Source organism: Sphingobacterium sp. LZ11T8, assembly GCF_024261425.1.
GTDB lineage: Bacteria > Bacteroidota > Bacteroidia > Sphingobacteriales > Sphingobacteriaceae > Sphingobacterium.
The window spans coordinates 236,717-255,013 of the sequence record NZ_JANBZY010000005.1 but is presented as its reverse complement, the minus strand read 5'-3'; the positions used below and the strand labels follow the sequence as shown (position 1 = coordinate 255,013).

General features: G+C 41.1%; 13 protein-coding genes. 4 read left to right on the top strand and 9 right to left on the bottom strand.

Annotation, left to right across the window (positions count from 1 at the left end; genetic code table 11):
• Window positions 1-8 precede the first annotated feature (8 nt).
• Entirely contained in the window at window positions 9-1,997 is a 1,989-nt protein-coding gene (gene nosZ / locus NLF99_RS13640) for a Sec-dependent nitrous-oxide reductase (RefSeq protein ID WP_185213017.1), read from the bottom strand.
• Between the two features lie 36 nt (window positions 1,998-2,033).
• A complete protein-coding gene (locus NLF99_RS13635) occupies window positions 2,034-2,522 on the bottom strand; it encodes a c-type cytochrome (protein WP_185213018.1) in 489 nt (162 codons plus the stop codon).
• Window positions 2,523-2,794: 272 nt separating this feature from the next.
• Between NLF99_RS13635 and NLF99_RS13630 the strand changes: the two genes are divergently transcribed.
• The 3 genes from NLF99_RS13630 to NLF99_RS13620 all read left to right on the top strand — a co-directional run bounded on the left by NLF99_RS13630 (window position 2,795) and on the right by NLF99_RS13620 (window position 5,262).
• Complete coding sequence (locus NLF99_RS13630; RefSeq protein ID WP_254528967.1) at window positions 2,795-3,418, top strand: Crp/Fnr family transcriptional regulator; 624 nt, start codon at window positions 2,795-2,797, stop codon at window positions 3,416-3,418.
• An 18-nt stretch (window positions 3,419-3,436) separates the two neighbouring features.
• Window positions 3,437-4,705 (top strand): hypothetical protein, encoded by a 1,269-nt coding sequence (locus tag NLF99_RS13625; protein WP_254528965.1) that lies wholly within the window; start codon window positions 3,437-3,439, stop codon window positions 4,703-4,705.
• Between the two features lie 254 nt (window positions 4,706-4,959).
• A complete protein-coding gene (locus tag NLF99_RS13620; protein WP_254528963.1) occupies window positions 4,960-5,262 on the top strand; it encodes a hypothetical protein in 303 nt (100 codons plus the stop codon).
• A 2-nt stretch (window positions 5,263-5,264) separates the two neighbouring features.
• Here the strand turns inward: NLF99_RS13620 and NLF99_RS13615 are convergent, their stop codons facing one another.
• The 6 genes from NLF99_RS13615 to NLF99_RS13590 all read right to left on the bottom strand — a co-directional run bounded on the left by NLF99_RS13615 (window position 5,265) and on the right by NLF99_RS13590 (window position 15,337).
• On the bottom strand, window positions 5,265-6,290 hold the full coding sequence (locus NLF99_RS13615; protein WP_254528961.1) for a hypothetical protein: 1,026 nt from the start codon (window positions 6,288-6,290) through the stop codon (window positions 5,265-5,267).
• 27 nt (window positions 6,291-6,317) lie between these two features.
• The gene (locus tag NLF99_RS13610; protein ID WP_254528959.1) at window positions 6,318-8,468 is read right to left on the bottom strand and encodes a chitobiase/beta-hexosaminidase C-terminal domain-containing protein; all 2,151 of its coding nucleotides are present in this window, start codon (window positions 8,466-8,468) and stop codon (window positions 6,318-6,320) included.
• 13 nt (window positions 8,469-8,481) lie between these two features.
• The gene (locus NLF99_RS13605) at window positions 8,482-9,960 is read right to left on the bottom strand and encodes a DUF1501 domain-containing protein (protein ID WP_185213024.1); all 1,479 of its coding nucleotides are present in this window, start codon (window positions 9,958-9,960) and stop codon (window positions 8,482-8,484) included.
• Window positions 9,961-9,988: 28 nt separating this feature from the next.
• Window positions 9,989-12,358: a PSD1 and planctomycete cytochrome C domain-containing protein gene (locus tag NLF99_RS13600; RefSeq protein ID WP_254528957.1), complete on the bottom strand. Its 2,370-nt coding sequence runs from the start codon at window positions 12,356-12,358 to the stop codon at window positions 9,989-9,991.
• Between the two features lie 328 nt (window positions 12,359-12,686).
• Window positions 12,687-13,127 (bottom strand): c-type cytochrome, encoded by a 441-nt coding sequence (locus tag NLF99_RS13595; protein ID WP_254528955.1) that lies wholly within the window; start codon window positions 13,125-13,127, stop codon window positions 12,687-12,689.
• Complete coding sequence (locus NLF99_RS13590) at window positions 13,124-15,337, bottom strand: PQQ-binding-like beta-propeller repeat protein (RefSeq protein ID WP_254528953.1); 2,214 nt, start codon at window positions 15,335-15,337, stop codon at window positions 13,124-13,126. Before NLF99_RS13590 ends, NLF99_RS13595 begins: the two co-directional genes overlap by 4 nt.
• Window positions 15,338-15,618: 281 nt before the next feature.
• On the opposite strand from NLF99_RS13590, the gene NLF99_RS13585 reads away from it, so the two are divergent.
• The gene (locus NLF99_RS13585) at window positions 15,619-16,332 is read left to right on the top strand and encodes an NUDIX domain-containing protein (RefSeq protein ID WP_185217389.1); all 714 of its coding nucleotides are present in this window, start codon (window positions 15,619-15,621) and stop codon (window positions 16,330-16,332) included.
• A 12-nt stretch (window positions 16,333-16,344) separates the two neighbouring features.
• Here the strand turns inward: NLF99_RS13585 and NLF99_RS13580 are convergent, their stop codons facing one another.
• The gene (locus NLF99_RS13580) at window positions 16,345-18,297 is read right to left on the bottom strand and encodes a glycoside hydrolase family 97 protein (RefSeq protein ID WP_254528951.1); all 1,953 of its coding nucleotides are present in this window, start codon (window positions 18,295-18,297) and stop codon (window positions 16,345-16,347) included.

The window sequence follows — 18,297 nt, the reverse complement described above, 5'->3', positions numbered from 1 at the left end:
ATGTAGCTTTAGTTAGTACTCTCTTTAGGCATGTTTGTGCCAACGCTGTAGGTCAACGGAACATTATTTCCTTTCTTCGAAATACGGATATAACCTTGCATTTCCTGGTGCAATGCACTACAGAAGTCCGTACAATAGAATGGGAACACACCAACACGGTCTGGTACCCATTTTAAGGTCTGGGTTTCTCCTGGCATAACCAAAAGCTCGCCATTTTTGGCTCCTTTTACGGCAAATCCATGTGGCATATCCCAGTCTTGCTCAATATTGGTTACGTGGAAATAGACCTCATCGCCTAATTGAACACCCTCAATATTGTCAGGTGCAAAGTGGGAACGGATAGAAGTTAGGTAAACATGGATTTGGTTACCCTTACGTTCTACGCGAGCTTCACTCTCTCCTTTTGTAGCATGTGGGTTCGTATTTTCTTCGATTTTGAAGATCTTAACGCTCTTGTCTACGACTTTGTCTGCCTTAATTGCTTGCGCATAGTGCGGCTCACCGATTGTAGGGAAGTCCAAGATCAACTGCATCTTGTCTCCTGAAATATCAAAGATCTGCGCACTTTGTGACAATTCAGGTCCTGTAGGAAGGAAACGGTCTTTTGTAATCTTGTTATAAGCAACCACATATTTTCCATAAGGATTTTTGGTATCACCACCAGGGATCATCAAGTGACCTGTTGAATAATAAGTTGGAACACGGTCAATAACTTTCAAAGTCTTCACATTCCATTTCACCAATTCTGAGGATACGAAGAATGAAGTGATCGCATTTCCTTTTTCATCAAACTCAGTGTGCAATGGACCTAAACCTGGTTTTTCTACCTCGCCATGTAATGCTGCTTCATATTTAATGATTGGAATACCACCGAATTCACCTTCGAATTGTTTTCCAGCAATCGCTTTTTGGATTTTATCGAATGAGAATACTGGAATTAAAGCGGCAAGTTTACCTGAACCGACAATATATTCACCCGTAGGGTCAACGTCTACACCGTGAGGTGATTTAGGACAAGGGATATAGTAACACAATCCTTCTAACTCTTCTGCCTTCAAGACGATAGTTTCCGTTTTGAATTCAGTAGAAGAAGTATGTGATTTTTCATCGTACTTGTTGTGGGCATATTTCAGACCAGTAACCTTTTTACCTTTACCAGCTTTTAAATATTCCTCTGCTTTTTTCCAGTTTACTGCTAAAACAAAGTCTTTGTCATTTTTAGACGCATTTACCTCTAACAAGGTGTTTGCTTGTTCAGTGTTATAGGTAGAGAAGAAGAACCAACCATGAGATACACCTTTACCAGCACGACTTAAATCGTAGTTGACTCCAGGAGTTTCAATCTGGAAGGATAATTCCATGTTTCCACTCGTTTTGTCTACACTGACAAAGCTCAATGAACCACGGAAGTTCTGCTTAAAGGTATTGATAGGCACGTCGCCACCTTCACCATCTAAAGGAACCGAAAAACGCGTTCCTGCTACCACATACTCTGTATTTTCAGTGATATAAGGTGATGAGTGGTTACCCCCACTGTTCGGAAGTTCAAGGATCTCTGCTGTACGGAAGGTAGTCAAGTCGATACGCGCAATACGTGGTGTATTGTTGGCATTGGCAAATACCCAACGACCATCATAGTTACCGTCGGTTTTTGATAATTGAACGTGGTGCAAATCATCCCAAGGCACATTACCATGGGAAGTTTCCAGCATAGGTTTCGTTTCTTCACTGAATCCCCATCCTTTTTCAGGATCCACGGAGAATACCGGGATGACCCTTAACAAACGTCCTGAAGGCAGTCCGTATACAGACATCTGTCCGCTGAAACCACCTGATACGAAGTTGTAAAACTCATCGTATTTTCCTGGAGCGACATAGGTCTTTTCTGCGGCATTACCACTGACAGCTTCACCGGCCCCTTTGGGCTTACAAGCTTGGAATGAAGTGAGCAGCGTGGCCACAGCAATCCCTGATAGAAAATATTTTTTAAATTCCATTATAGTATGATTTAGATATAATAACTTGCTTTCGAATTATTTCACACCATCATTTTGACGCATAAATTCCAAGATTTTGCGGGCATCATCGTCTGTTAAGTTTTGGTTAGGCATACGCACTAAACACAATTCCAATTGCGCTTGCAACTCAGGGTCTTTATCCAACATCGCATCTGGGTTGGTAATAAAGTTCATGATCCATTCTGGTTTTCTACGTTCTGAAACGCCTTTCCATCCTGGTCCAACCAATTTCTCATCGGTCATCTTGTGACATGATGCACACTTTAAATCTACAATGGTCTTGCCTGCTTCAGCCATCGCTACATCCAGCTTGGCGCCTAGGTCAACTGTTGTAAATTTTCCTTCTCCGCGGTTAGGGTCATAGGAGCTTGCGTCAGTACCAGCATCGCTAGATGCGGCGGCTGTTTCCTCTGGGAAGGAACGCTCTGATTTTTGTTCACTATTGTTTGATGAACAGGCATATATAAACATGGCCATCAAAAAGAGTACGGTTAATTTTTTCATAGTTTCTTAGATTTTTTTGAATTCAATCAATGATTGTGTATTACGTTTATTACAAAGGTACCGGCAAGCTTGAGGCTAATTTTATGAGGCAAATCATAATTTATTGATTAACAGTATTGATTTATGGTAATCAACCCTGCATCCTATTGACTATTAGAGAATTAAGTCTAATTTTGATTCTAATCACTATTTTGAGTGACTACCATCAACTATGAAAACAGTCTTTCTGGATAGATTTGTCTTAAATAGAAAGACATAAAACAAACAAGGATATGATCCCATCCGAGTTACTTATTGAAAAAGGCGCAACCGTTAAAAAAGTGGAAAGCGCAGAAGTGATATTCCATGAGAATAGTCCTTCAAATTTCTATTATCAAGTGATCAGTGGACGAGTAAGAATTTGCAACTTCCTTGCCGACGGTAAAGAAGTATTGCATAAGGTCGTCTGTGCAGGCGAGGGATTTGGGGAGGTTGCCATACTTGATAACGGTTTCCATGTGGCAACTGCCATCGCAGACAAACCATGTACCATGCTAAAGTTATCCTCTAGCGCATTTATGGAGATTCTAAGCGATTACCATAGCATCATGCTCTTGGTAACCCAACGAATAGCAAGAGAACTTCGGTTCAAGCTCTTCATGACGAAAATGATCTGCAGCTATTCGCCAGAGGAAATCCTGATTCATCTGCTCAATAAATTAAACGATGAAAACAAACTCATCTGTGGGGAATGTCATCGATTGATGTTGACCAGGCAACAATTGGCAAATATGACCGGGTTAAGGGTGGAAACCATAATCCGAGCCATGAAAAACCTTGAAAAAGAGGAAAAACTTTCCATTATCAAAGGAAAGGTATTTATCCCGACTTATTGCACTGGAAAGGTCGAAGGTTAATTAGCTTAGAAAAAAGGAATGTCAGCAACACTCAAATTTAATTCTGCAAAAGATTGGACTCTACTAACCATGTTCAGTTTTCTGATCGTGGGAATCTATGGTCTATTGATGCGCCTTAAATTTCTCTTTCCCCTACCCTTCCTGGATCAAAAAAACCTGATGCATGCACATTCGCACTTTGCATTTTCGGGATGGGTGTCTCAAGCGATCATGATTTTCTTGATCTTGATCGTTACTGGAAATAACATGGAAAAGAGCTTTCCCAAAATTTATAGGAATATCCTATCAGCCAATTTCCTGGCATCCTTGGGCATGCTGATCTCATTTACCATTACGGGTTATGCCTTTCTCTCTATTACATTCTCATCCTTGGTCGTGTTGGTCTCCTATTGGTTTGCGATCGTTCTCTGGAAAGACCTCAATAAATCCTCTGTTCCAAAAGCGATATTGATCTTGATCAAAGCCGCAGTAATATATAATGTTCTCTCATCGATTGGCACATTTGCCTTGGTTTACCTGAAGGTAACCCATCAATTGGATCCATTGAAACAATTGGCCTCTGTCTACTTCTATCTGCATTTCCAATACAATGGCTGGTTTTTCTTTGGCTGTTTTGGTTTGTTGAACCATTGGATTTTCAAAAAATTTGGCCAGAGTATCATTAGCCCGAGGTTCTCATGGCTGTATATCTCAACAGTTGTTCCTGCTTATTTTCTGTCTGTACTCTGGTGGAAAGGATTCCCTAATTGGCTTTATGGATTATTGCTGCTAACCGTTTTGGTACAAATTTTCCTATGGGCAAAATTCCTTATCAAATTCTTTGCTGCCAAAAAGAAAACGGATGCATTACAGTTAAGTAAAGTTGTCTTTATCTTATGGTCCTGTGTGGCCTTAGCGGTCTGCATCAAATTGATCCTGCAAGCGATCTCCATTATTCCGGCCTTAAGCCAATTGGTCTATGGCTTTAGACCGATCGTTATTGCCTACCTACATTTGGTATTATTAGTAATTATTTCCTTATTTTTATTGGGCTACGCCTTCAACAGTCAGGCTCTAAAAATGAATAAGGGTATTGGAATTGGGGTCTATGGCTTATTGCTCGGGATATTCCTCAATGAATTTGTGCTAATGATCCAAGGAATCGGAGGTCTTATGCGTCATAGCTTCCAAAGAACCCACGAAACCCTAGGGATTGCAGCAATCATAATAGTTATCAGCATCTGCCTGATTATACATAAGCAGATTTTCGGTTCTCCAAAAGGAGAATCACTGGAGAAATCAGAATAAGAGCAAAAGCACTTATTTCAGGATAATATTTTAGCTATTCCAATCAAGTGGTTTCCCCGTATCTAAGTTTACTCTCATTCGAGACACATTCCGAATTTTCCGAATATGCCTCGAATAAGACTAAAGCTATACTCGAAACAAATGGTCGAATTTGAAAGAATTTGGAGCTAAAATAGTCAGCTACAAAAGGTCATTTTACTTAATGGAAATGGATAAAATAAAATTAAATTTACCAGTAGAAATGAGAAAAAGATATGGAAAACAAGAATTATCCTGTGCTTTTGGTTGCCGATAAGCTTCAATTGGAAAATGTCTCAAAATATAAGACCGAGAAAGAACAATTCGAACAATTAGCCAATCATATAGATGAACTGGTTTCCACAAATTTCAATAAGGTGATCAGTATCCTTTATCGAATCGATGTCTCCGAAGAAAAAGCTAGACGGGCATTGGCCGAAGAAGCAGGCATTAGGTCCCCCGGACATACTCTAGCCCGACTATTGATCGAGCGAGAATCCGAAAAAATCAAGTATAGGGAAATGTACAAGAAAAGATAAGGTTACACCCTATTTAACTTATATGGAAAAACCTTTCCAGATGCCCATTGCGCCACATATAAATTATCATCATCATCCACACAGACATCGTGGGGATGAACAAATATCTTGTCTTGTTGCTGCATAGTCTTTAAGGTTCCATCTTGGTAAACAGGTTCTGTACCCCCTATATTGCTGACCACCTTATTGTTTTTGTCCAGGATGGTAACAAAGCCCGAACCTGCAACATCCATATTTGGAGACCTTAAAACTGCCGCATAAACATGGTTCCCTTTGATCACAGGTCTACACACACATTCTCCTGGCAGCTGGATAATCTCCAACAATTTCCCTGCAGTATCAAATCTTTTAAAGCAGTTCCTCGTTCGGTCTGTAATCAAAAGGCTTTTTTTACCTTTTCTTTTGTCAAAGGCAATTCCATGCGCATTATCAAGAAATTGATCTCCTTCTCCTCGACCGCCAAAATGATTGATCAATTTACCTTTACTGTCATAGTGTAGGATATGTTGAGCGCCATAGCCATCGGCAATATAGATGTCGCCATTATCATCGATTGCAGTTTCCGTAGGTACAAATTCCTCTTTTTTATGGTAAAGCCCAATTCCTAGAGGAGCATCAATGGTCAGGAGGACCTTTCCTGAAAGGCTGGTTTTATAGACCTGATGTTTATCGGTATCGGTAATATATAGGTAATCAGTTCCATTTTCATTATGCAAGGTCAGGCCATGACCTCCGGGGAAGTCATTTCCCCAACTTTCCAATACTTTACCGTCCTTATTGAAGACAATGACGTTATTCTTTGTTTCATTGGTCAGCAAGATGATCCTACCCTTTTTATCCTGTACCATTTCATGGCAATCATTAACCGTTAATTTCGGGTTATGTTTAGTTGCCCAAGCCGTATCCAGACTATACTTCATGCTATTATGACCATAAACGATGTTTTTCGGTTTGGAAAACAAGTCTTTCATGATCAACAAACTCCCTGTTAGGACAGTAGATTTTTGGATAAATGCTTTTCTATTCATGATGTAGATTTATAGGTTAAATACCAGTTATTTTAATATGATTTCATCCACAAATAACCAAGGTGGGTTACCATCTCCGGGAAAACCTTGTGGAATTTTAGGATAGTGCTTTGTTTTCAGTCGAATAAAACTGATTTTCTGATTAGGGATTGCACAGGCAATCATTCGTTTATATCGCATTTTATCCACTTTATCCAGGTCCAATTTGACTTTGTTCAAGAGTTTGAGGTTCAGGGAGTCAGTTCCACCCCAGATTTCAATATATTCAGGTGGATAGATATGTTCATTATACGACTGTTTAATGCTGAGAGCGAGGGTATCGAGTGAAATTGCTTCACCGAAGCTCATCGTCGTAGAAAGGTCATTCCCCTGAAATCCTAACCACTTACCATCTGCATTGTTATTGCCTCCACTTTCCAGATCAAAGAAGCTTTGTTCCTTTCTTGCTTTATATTGTTGACTAGGTTTAGTTTCTAACACGATGGTCTTAGGACTAAACGAAGTTGCATAGAAACGTTGCTGGGTTTCATTGCTAGGCAACCAACCCTCTTTCACTGCCTTGACACGTAAATTAGCATCCTTGTTCAGCAGGATAGGTTCCTTATAGATCTTGGCCGTTGAAGAATCCGGATTCGTACCATCCAAGGTATATCTCAATTGCACACCCGTAATAGGATGACTTAGTGAAACTGTCATCTCTTTCTGGAAAAAGCTCCGATTAGGATTTATTCTTACCGGTGTCAGGGCCAATTTTTGGGAATCATCAGATTTCGATCCCGCATCTATTTTCAGGGTTGGAAAATCCTTTCTTATCGCATCTAGATCCGTAGGTTTTAATGCAGTGTTCCAAACGAAAATTTTCCTCATATTTGGCAGATTTGCCAAAGATTTGATTCCTTCTATGCTAATGCCAGTGCCAATGAGGCTGATACTTTTAAGGTTTTCATGATCCTTAAGCAATGCCAGGTCTTCGTTGCTTACCTTACTGTTGTTCAGGTTCAGGATCCTCAGGTTCTTAAATTTATTGAGTGTTTGGATGTCGGCCTTTTTAATCGGCATGGAACTCAAGTTTATGGAGACCACCTGCTCGGCAATGGAGGATAATTCAGAAAGCGATTTATCCGTAAAAAAGTCCTTGCCATAAAAGTTTACATCCAAGGCTGGAGAGCCAGCATCCAAGGGGTTGATGATCCTGTAGGGTGTGTTTAGTTTCTTTACTTCAGCTTCATCTGCTGCAGCGAAATCATAGGTTTCTGCTCCAGCAAAACCATAGACAGACTTGACAGCCTGAAAGAGGGTATCCTGAACGGCGAAGGCAGAAAGCGGAAGATCAAATTTACCACCGCTCTGTATCCAAGCTCGTAAAAGAGATACCTCATCGATACTCAATTGAGGTTTCCCTTTAGGAGGCATCTTATGTTTATGTTCAATATCCAGGAGGATACGTTCGATCATTAAACTGGTCAATGCGTTACCCGCAGTAAAGACCTTTCCATTCTCGCCACCTTTCAAGATTGATGTACTATCAGATAGGACAAGTCCGCCCTTAGGTTTACTTGAATTATGGCAGCCTACGCATTTTGCCTGAAGGATAGGCATAACTGCATCTTCAAAAACAATAGCGGTTTCAGCATCCAATTCCTTTGATTTCTTTTCCATGATGGGCGACATGATAAAATCCTCACCATGGGTAAGGGATGCACCAAAATGCCCAACAAGAAGCAACAGAATGATGGAAATATTCATGCCAAGGGCAAAGACTTTCTGGTATTTGCCACTGGAGTTGAATCGGATAAAAGCCAGTAAGGCAAGTGTCAATAGGGATAGGCCAACTCCGGTATATTTATGTATTTCATAGGTCCTTCCTTCAAATCCCCCTTCCTTAGAAAGTAACAGCCCCATGATGACCGTGATCGCAGTCAGTAAGGCACTGATGAACAACAGGGAGTTGAGGATAGATTGAAGCGTTGGTACTTCTTTTTCAAGGCGAGACCTAAAAAGATAGAGGATCCAGCAGATGACCAAGAGCACAATAGGAAAATGCAGCAACAAGGGGTGCATTCGGCCTACAACCTGTAAATAAGCGGGGATCTGAATGCTGTTTTCAAACAGTAAGAAAAAAATGATAAAGCTGTTGAGGCCTATCAATATATTGAAGTGCAAATTTTTGATTGTCATTTAGCTTCCCTGTTTATGCTAAAATATCTTTGACTACATTACCTGCGACATCGGTCAATCGGTATCTCCTTCCCAAATGCTTATAGGTTAGTTTTTCATGATCTAAACCCAGTGTATGCAGAATGGTAGCATGGAAATCATGTACATGAACAGGGTTTTTGACAATATTATAGCCCAGTTCATCCGTCTCGCCATAGACCATGCCCGGTTTGATACCGCCACCTGCCATCCAAACGCTGAAGCAGCGCGGGTGATGGTCACGGCCATAATTATCCACGGTCAGTCCACCTTGGCAATAGTTTGTTCTACCAAATTCTCCGCCCCATATCACTAGGGTTTCATCCAACAGACCTCTTTGTTTAAGATCGGAAACCAATGCTGCGGAAGCCTGATCCACATCTTTTGCTTGCATGGCCATTTCATTTGGGAGACCACCATGTTGGTCCCAGCCTTGATGGTAGAGTTGCACGAAACGCACTCCATTTTCTGAAAGTTTTCTGGCAAGCAGACAATTTGCCGCATAGGTACCAGGGACCAAGCACTCAGGACCATACATTTTTATGATATGGTCAGGTTCTTTGGACAGGTCAGTTACTTCCGGTACGGAGGTCTGCATTCTATATGCCATTTCATATTGTTGGACTTTTGCCGTAATCTCGGGATCCTTGAACGTTTCAAATTGCATGCTGTTCAATTCGGCGAGCTTATCCAAAAGTTTCCTACGGCTCATCTTATCGGTTCCTTCAGGGTTATTAAGATAGAGAACCGGATCAGGACCACCCATAAATTGCACCCCTTGATGGACAGAATCCAGGAATCCGTTGGTCCAAAGTTTAGAATAGACTCCTTGACCATTTCCTTTTCCCTTAGAAACTAGGACGCAGAAGCCCGGTAAATTTTGGTTTTCACTTCCTAGTCCATAACTCAACCAAGCACCCATACTCGCACGGCTACCCTGTTGAGATCCCGTTTGGAAGAAAGTGATGGCGGGATCATGGTTAATGGCATCTGTATGCATAGATTTGATGATACATAGATCATCCACGATCTTTGCCATGTGCGGAAATAAACTGCTTACCCAAGCTCGACTTTGTCCATATTGAGCAAAATCAAAATATGAACCCACCAGTGGAAAAGTAGCTTGACCTGCTGTCATACCGGTCAATCTTTGTCCGCCACGGATTGATTCTGGCAAGTCTTGACCGATCATCTCCCTAAGCTTTGGTTTATGGTCGAAGGATTCCAATTGGGATACGCCACCAGATTGGAAAAGGTAAATGACCCGTTTTGCTTTAGGAGCAAAATGAGGCAAAGCTCTTTCAAAGGCTTCTTGGCTACCAGGTTTGCCCGAAAACAAGTCTGGAATCAATAAAGACCCTAAGGCTATACTTCCAATCCCTATGCTTAAACTAGATAAAAATTGCCTGCGGTTTTGGAACAGCTGAGCTTCTTTTACTTCTTTATCTAAGTTATTATCTATCTTTTTTCTCATGATTATCCATATTGTATTTCCCTAGACCCTATCCTTTATTCAGTGTTTCTTCCAGATTATAAATCGCATGCACCACCGACATCAATGCGGCTAATTTCTCTTTTGGAAGAGAGCTGTCCTGCGGTGCCTCACCCACATTTAAGAAGGAGGCAGCATCTTTTTTGTTTTGAGTAAACCGAGTAAGTTCATCTTGATAATAGGAACCTAACAACTCCAATTCTTTATCCGTGGGTTCTCGACAGAGTACCCGTTTAAAAACTTTATTGATATAGTCATTCTGTTTAAGATTTGGCTGATCGGCCATCAGGTTTGTCGAGTAGATCCTAGACGCCTCCAGTATAGCCGGATCGTTCATCATGACCAAGGCTTGCAATGGTGTATTGGTCCTTTGTCTTTGGACTTCACAGGCATCTCGGTTACTGGCATCAAAAATCAACATATTGGGAGGCGGCAGCGTCAATTTAAAGAAGACATACATTCCTCGACGGTATAAGTCCTGACCGTGATCCTGTACATATTGCGCCAAAGCTCCCCGCCCCGAACTACTGACTTCCCAAATTCCTTCGGGTTGATAAGGTTTGATACTGGGCCCACCTATTTTCCGGTTCAATAATCCGCTGGTCGCCAAGACTTGATCCCGAATCATCTGCGCCGGCAATCGCAACCTTTTCGCCCGAGCCAGGAAGATATTATCAGGATCTTTTTCTAAGTGTTTTTGTTCTATGACAGAAGACTGCTTATAGGTGGCCGTACTGACCAGTTGCTTGATAAGCCGTTTGATGTTCCATCCATTTTGCTGGAAGTCAACTGCCAACCAGTCCAGAAGTTCAGGGTGACTAGGAAGGTCACCTTGATTGCCAAAATCAGCAACGGAAGCGACCAGGCCACGTCCGAAAATGAGTGCCCACATTTGGTTTACAAACACCCTAGAGGTCAATGGATTTTTATCACTGAAGGTCCATTGGGCCAATCCCAATCTATTGGATGCGTACTTGGTGCTATCAAAAGGCAAAACAGCTTCAGGCGTCTGCGGATAGACACGTACAGTCGGGGCATCATAAACCCCTCTATCCAGAATAAAGGTAGGTCGGATGCTATCCCTTTCGCCCATGACCGATACCGTGACCTCTCCATCATCAGCATTTTGATTGATGAAACTCAGGATTCCCTTGATATCTTCTTGGGTTACGGTCAGCCTTGGAGTTTTTGATGGTCCTGAATTCACTAATCCTTCTAAACCTTTTTCCAAAGAATTATTGAAGAAGGCGTACATGCCATAATAGTTCTTTTGGGTAAAAGGGTCATACTTATGGTCGTGGCATTGTGCACACTCCATGGTAATTCCTAAAATACCTTTAGCATAGGTATTGGTTTTATCCAGTCCATAGGCAACGCGATATTCCTCTTCCACCACTCCACCTTCTTCCGTGATTTTATGGTTTCTATTGAAAGCTGTCGCTAAAATCTGCTCTTTATTAGGATTGGGGAGTAAATCTCCAGCCAATTGCCAAGTGACAAACTGATTGTAGGGCATGTTTTCATTAAAAGCATGGATAACCCAATCCCGCCAAGGCCATTGTGTCCTGATATCATCATCTTGGTAGCCATAGGAGTCAGCGTAACGAGCGACATCCATCCAGTGCAAGGCCATTTGTTCACCAAATGCGGGACTTGCCATGAGTTCGTCCACTAATTTTTCATAGGCTTGGGGTGAATCGTCATTTAAGAAACGTTCCATGACTTTCTCATCAGGCGGCAATCCTGTTAAATCCAGGCTTACCCTGCGCAGGAGCCTATTTTTATCGGCTTCAGGATTAGGTTTGAACCCAGCTTTGGACATTTTGTCAAGAACAAAATTATCGATCTCATTATTCCCCCATTTAATTTTTTCCTGTTGGGGCACTTCAGGTTTTTTAGGTGCCGTAAAAGCCCAATGCGGTTTATAAACTGCTCCTTGTTCAATCCAACGTTCGATAAGGTCAATTTCAAAATTGCTCAAGGGCAGATTTGAAGCAGTAGGTGGCATCTTTATGGACTCGTCATCCGATGTGATACGCAGAAAAGCTTCACTGATATGGGGTTTACCGGGAACCACAGCATGCTTATCAGGACTTTCAGCCAAAGCTTTGTAGGCCCCTTCTTCGGTGTCCAATCTTAAGCCAGCTTCTCGGGTATTATTGTCCGGACCGTGGCAAGCAAAGCATTTATCAGAAAGGATCGGTTTTATATCATAGTTGTAGTCAACATATTTTGGCAGGACAAAGTTTCCGGCATCTGAACTTCCTGATCCAGTACCTGGACGGCACATGGGCAAGAGAAAGATCAGCAATCCAAACACTGAAAAAACAGCGGCAATGCTAAGTGATTTCTTTGAAACAGGATTTTTTCTACACATCATAATTTATGTTAAGTCAAATTATTACCAAAAACCATTAGCCCATTCTCTATTCCACTTCATTATGGAAAAAGATGTTCTATTGTCCGAATCAAACACAATCAAATGATTGCATATGATGATAGCTTTTGTTTTGGAGCCAAAGCTCCCGTTGAGGGTGTAGTATAAGGTTTAAGTCTCTTCTGAGCGACATGAATGATTTCCACATACTCAGAATCAACTGGTTATTGGATTTAAGTTAGTATTAATTTTTAATAAAAGGAAAGTTAAAATGGATTGAAGGAAAAAATCTAGGTAATTATTACGTTACAAGCAGAAAGCTTGGAGATAGCTATTTTCTGCTTGATGGTGCCGAAAGTATATAAGTAACCATAGCTTCAGCATCTGGAACGGATAATTTAGGATGTGCTTTCATCGCTACATGTCCCCAAGCACCTGAGCCTCCATGTATAATCCGTTGGGCCAAGATCTTAATAAAAACCTGTTGCCGAGGATAACGAAGGTTAATATCCTGAAAAGATGGCCCCAACACTTTTTTATTTTCCTTATGGCAGGTATAACAATCTGAATAGGACAGCAACACCTCCCCTTTTTGTACAGTGGTAGAATCTACCCTCTCATCTTCCCCAGCAATGGCACGAATGTATTGCGCACGCAAATTGGTAGAATCAACAAGCTTTTCCCGCTTATTCTTTTCGATCCTTTCCTGACAAGAACAGCAAAGGATCGAAAAGACCAGAACATTGATGATATTTTTTATTGAACCGTTCATTTTTTATCAGGTAAAGCAAAGGCTACGTAAGCATCTCCTTTTTTTCCTCCCCATTTTGAACCCCCGCAGGCTATCACAACAAATTGCTTTCCATTGACCACATAGGTTGCAGGGGTAGCAACGCCAGGTGCAGGCAGCTCTGTTTCGAATAGAATTTTGCCGTTTGCTTTATTGATTGCCCTGAACTTCCCATCGGAACTTGCTGCAATAAACAACAGTCCTCCTGAGGTAATGACAGAGCCGCCATAGTTTTCTCTACCTGTTGTTGGAATTCCTTTTTTCTTCAATTCTTCAAACTCTCCGAACGGGATTTTCCAGACATACTCGCCTGTATTCAGATCGATGGCATTAAGGGTTCCCCAAGGTGGATTGACAGCTGGGTATCCTTCTTTGGTCAGAAACTTATTGTAACCAGTAAAGGAATAATCTGGACTATCATTATCCTCGTTGGAAGAAGTGGCGAGCGTTTCAGGTTTGCCTGCATATAATTCCTCTTTTTTACCATCCATTTCTAGGACTAGGGATGCGATTGCATTTTTTTCTGCCAAGCTCATATGATTAAAAGGAGGCATCATTCGTCTGCCTGTTGACAGCAGCTCATTAAACTTGATGAGGTTATATTTTTTATTGACAGCAATCAGTGATGGGTAATCTCCTCCACCTAATCTTTCCGGTCCATGACAGGACATGCAATGTTTTTTGTAGAGGATAGCACCCGCTTCAAGGTTAGTTTTTTGGGTATTTGAGGTCTTTTCCAATTTAACAAGATTCAGCACCCAGGTCATTTCATTTGAATTGACATAGAGAATACCTGTTTCAGGATCGAAAGAAGGTCCGCCCCACTCTCCACCACCGTCGTAACCGGGGAAGATCACCGTTCCATTGATGGATGGTGGTGTGTAGATACCATGAGAATTATATTGTGCATATCTTTTCTTAATATCCTCGTAAGAGTCTGCTGAAACCAAGGAGTTGAGATCCTTTTCTGTCATCCCTTGCCTAGCAAACGGGGCTGGTTTTACAGGGAAAGGTTGAGTTGGGGAAAGCACCTCACCTTCAACAGCACCTAAAGTTGGTACAGGGCGCTCTTCTATGGGATAAATTGGGGTACCCGTTTCACGGTCGAGAATAAAAACCAACCCTGTTTTAGTGGTTTGAACAAGAGCATCGATTTTTTGCCCCCCTTTATTTAGGGTGACCAAAATCGGGGCACTTGAAGGGTCCATGTCCCATACATCATGGTGCACGGTCTGGAAATGCCATTTCCTTTTTCCGGTTTCGGCATCTAAAGCCAAAATACAGTTTCCAAACAAGCCATCTCCCAAACGTTTGCCCCCATAGAAATCATTGGTTGGATTTCCTATTCCCGCGAAAACCAAGCCTCGTTTTTCATCCAAACTAAAGCCAGACCAAGCATTTGCTGATCCTTTAGTTTTATAGGCCGTACTGTCTTCCCAAGTATCAAATCCAAATTCTCCGGGATGGGGAATGGTATGGAAAATCCATTTCTGTTCTCCTGTTTTGACATCAAAAGCACGTATATGGCCAGGTGTTTCCTCATCAACTTGTCCACTGACGATAAAGAGGTCTTTATAGACGATAACCGGGGAGGTGGGAGTCATATTGGATTTCTTTTCATCGCGCCCTAATCCTTTCCTCAGGTCGATTCCACCTTGATCGCCAAAGGATTTTATTAATGATCCTGAAAGTGCATCTACAGCATAGACAAATGGCCCTACGGTATAGATAATTCTTTTGTCTGTTGCACTTGACCAATAGGTTACCCCTCGATTCATATTCTCGCTATTACGGACCCATTTTCCTGTTATCAATGAGTCCCGTGGGTCAAAAACCCAGATTTGCTTACCTGTTCCAGCCTCAAGGGCAAATAGTTTCATCTTTGGAGAGACACCATATAGCACATTATCGACGATAATCGGATTCGTTTCGATAGGACTGAATTTAAGGCTGTCAGCGCCTTCAGAATGATAGATCCATGCGACCTCTAAATCCTTCACATTTTGGGTATCGATTTGATTTAGATCGGCGTATTTAATGTTTTCCTTTGAGCCACCTGTTACTTCCCAAGCTTTGTATGGTTTGGAGGAGTTACCGGCATCCTTACAGCAAGAAAATAGTACGAGGATGAAGGCTGCAACTAAACAGAAAATCATCTTTGTAAAAGGAAGATCATTAGGTCTAACATTCATGGTTATTAACGCGAGATTTAGGTTACCCTAATTTAATAAATAATTTAAAGGAAAACAGAAAAGAAAGTCGTTGACCTTTATTTAACCAATTATAACAGGATTTTAATAATTGAGGTGCAGAAAGGGCGTATTTTGAGCAAACAGGAAAGTTTTAAACATAAGCAAGAAAATACCACATCAATTGAATTTTAATAATTTTAATTAAATTTTGTATTTTGGCTATACAGCAATTTGGTTCACAAGACGAAAATGCCAAATTTAGATTAGTGGAAAAAAAGTATATGGAATTTTATAAGGATGAACCAAGCACGCTCCTGGCAGTAGATTGTATCATTTTTGGGTTTGATGGTGAATCTTTACAAATCCTATTGATCAAGAGAGGCTTTGAACCTGAAATCAACAATTGGAGTTTAATGGGTGGATTTGTACAGCCTGATGAGAGTCCTGATGAGGCTGCATCAAGGATTTTGTACAAGTTGACGGGATTGGAAGATGTATATATGGAACAATCTGCCGTTTTTGGAAAACCCAATCGAGAAAAACATGGCCGTGTGGTGAGTATTACCTACTTTGCATTAATAGATAGCAAGGAATACCAACATATCCTTTCTGAAGAATTCAAAGCGAAATGGTTCCCTATCGACGATTATCCAACCCTGATCTTTGACCATGTGGAAATGATCAATACTGCAAAAAGGTTGTTGCGGAGCAAGGCAGCCCTATACCCTATCCTGTTTGAACTTTTACCTGAAAAATTCACCTTACCACAGATATCCAGCCTTTATGAGGCTGTTTATGATATCGTGATCGATAAAAGGAATTTCAACAGAAAGTTACTTTCATCAAACCTGTTGATTAAATTAAATGAAAAGGACAAGGAGAATTCTAAAAAAGGGGCCTTTTATTATGTGTTGAATAAGGATATCTATAAGGATCAGATCATGTCCTTCTTGCGGTACCTGCCAAGCTGGTCGGCGCAAGATATGGGGATATAGTGCTGATATCGTTTAATCTAATATCATCACAAACCCTCCATTAGGCCTGACCGTTATGGATTTTTGATCTTTTACATCAAACTCTTGTGTGCTAAATTCGGCAATGTTATTGCCATCCGTTATAAGTTTTACCATCCCCTTTGTTGCCAATCCAGAAAGGTTTATAGTCATTTTTTTCTCCATGTTTTCACCGTTTATTCCGGCCATATACCACTTATTTCCAGACTTCCTAGCAATCACGACTTCTTTGCCAGGATAACCCTGGATAAATTTGACATCGTCCCAATTTGAAGGCAGATCACGTAGGAACTGCTTAATATATTCTGGTACATGAGCCATACCTTCGGGAGATTCCGCATAATGCTGGATTCCGGACAAAAATAAAATAGAGGTTGCCAGTTCGAAAGCTGAGGTAGTTTTTCTCTTGACATTAGCATTCACCTTAAAGAGGTTCATAGGGGTATAATCCATTGGATCGAATACATTTCTGGTAAACGGCAATGTGGCACAAATCTCGGCTTGTCTATCGGCATCTTCCTGGGTAAATGTTACGGTCTCAAATCCCCGCACAGCCTCAACTGTCATCAGATGGGGATACATTTTTGACCATCCTCGTGGCAAAGTAGCACCATGGAAATTCACTAGAAGTTTATAGTCTGCGGCATCACGAAGGATTTCATGGTAGTATGCAATCACGGACTTACCATCGCCCCCAAAAAAATCAATTTTCACACCTTTGATCCCCATTTCATGAAGTTTGGCAAATTCCTTTCTACGCGATTCCGAGGTTAACAGCTTGTTTTTAGGGGTATAGCCGACGGTATTCCAATCTCCTGCAGAATTATACCATAGGATCAAACTCACTTTCTTCTCTTTCGCATAATCGGCTAACTCTTGGATCTTTTCATAACCTATATTCCTATCCCAGTTTACATCGATCAAACAATATTGCCAATTCATGTCGGCAGCAAAATCTATATATTTCTTCTGCTCATCAAATATGATGTACTCGTCTTTGCTATTGATCCAACTCCAAGAAGCCTTTCCAGGCTTTATAAAGCTCTGGTCTATCTGTATGGCTGGATCAAGGATATCCAGGCCCAAGGTTGATTCTACTAGGGTACCTAAAGTTCCTATAGCGATTACACGCCAAGGACTCTGGAAATCACCCTCCACTACAGTTTCCAATTCTTTATTCATGATAGTTTCCTTAATCCCTGCATAGGCTATCTTGTATTCTGCATTTTCAGATTCGGTATCCAACCTGCTGGCAGCATGATTTGCCTCCAAGCCAGATTCGGAGATTAGGGCATAGGTTTCTCCAACTTTAAATAATGCTGGATAAACCCAACCTGTACGGGTTGACTCAACTGTACCGACTTTAATTTCCTGATAATAATGTTCCTCATAAGAGGGATTTGTCTGTTCCCATCCAGACTTTGCAATGGCCATGGGCTGTAACCATGCAATGGTAGTCTTTGGAAACTTAAAGGAACTTGTTTCTGATTTCAGCAACCTTTTTTCATGATCTATCTGGGGGATTTCGTAACGAAATACCACACCATCATTGGAAACTTGAAAACGGATATTGAACTTATGTTTTTGTTTATTAATATAACTGAACAATTGCTCATTTGCTTGATACTTATTAATTCTTCTTTTGGCATTTAAGCTCTCATAAGATTTATTAACTGTATTTACTTTGGATCTATTGACCAGGGATAAACCAGAAGAAAATGATTCATCGCCTACCATCAATCCCAATTTCGAACTTTCCAGAACCACCACATCTTCAAATTTAACTGCATAGGAAGGTTCTCCCATTTCATTCAATTGTACATCGACCTTGATCTTTCCATTTGGGCTTTCGAGCTGTGCATGTGCTTGGCCAATACTTAATGCAACGATGAGCAGAAAGAATCCCTGCATGCAGAATTTGGAATTTGAGAATAAGGTCAAGATCAT